Source organism: Vibrio sp. 2134-1 (assembly GCF_033339495.1).
In genome coordinates, this window is the sequence record NZ_JAWOUS010000836.1 from 1 (window position 1) to 548 (window position 548).

Annotated in this window: 1 protein-coding gene; it reads right to left on the minus strand. The window is 51.3% G+C overall.

All coding sequences use genetic code 11. The features are described from left to right. Positions 1 to 548: TraC family protein (locus R7R78_RS28820; RefSeq protein WP_225474932.1), on the minus strand; the 548-nt coding region annotated here is incomplete at both ends.

Consider the following 548-nt stretch of genomic DNA (forward strand, 5'->3'; position numbering starts at 1 on the left):
TCCGTCGGGGAAAACAGCGTTAAGGTCATATTTGCCCGAATAGGACGATCACCTTCTTGCAAAGCTTCAAAAAGAACATCAAACCCCTTTTTCTTGGCTGCAAGCACCGGCACAAACTTGAGCATCGGGCCATAGGCCTGATTGACCGCCCACTGACGCTTCGTCTCTAAACGAGATCGCATCGCCTCAGCTGAGGGAAAGTGAATGGTGACATTTAGCAAAAAGCTGCCGCGTAAACCGCGACTGCCCGTCATCATATCGCCCGCAAAACTTGCGGCATGACCAAACCAGATCCGCTCAGGCAAGCGTTTAAACGATAAGGTTTTAACTCGGTAATCGCCCAGCATCAGACCTTGGCTATCCACCTTGATAGCTCGGTCATAATCCAACACTTGCTCCCGAAGTGGTTTATCTGCCTCACTGCGGATTGGTGATGGATTACGCCAGGAAGCATCTTTTCCCCAGTTAAGCTGAGCACTTATTGCCGCGAGCCAGTTTCGGTCAGTCATCTCAGTGACGCGAAAACCAACCGTTGCCAGCGCTTGCGA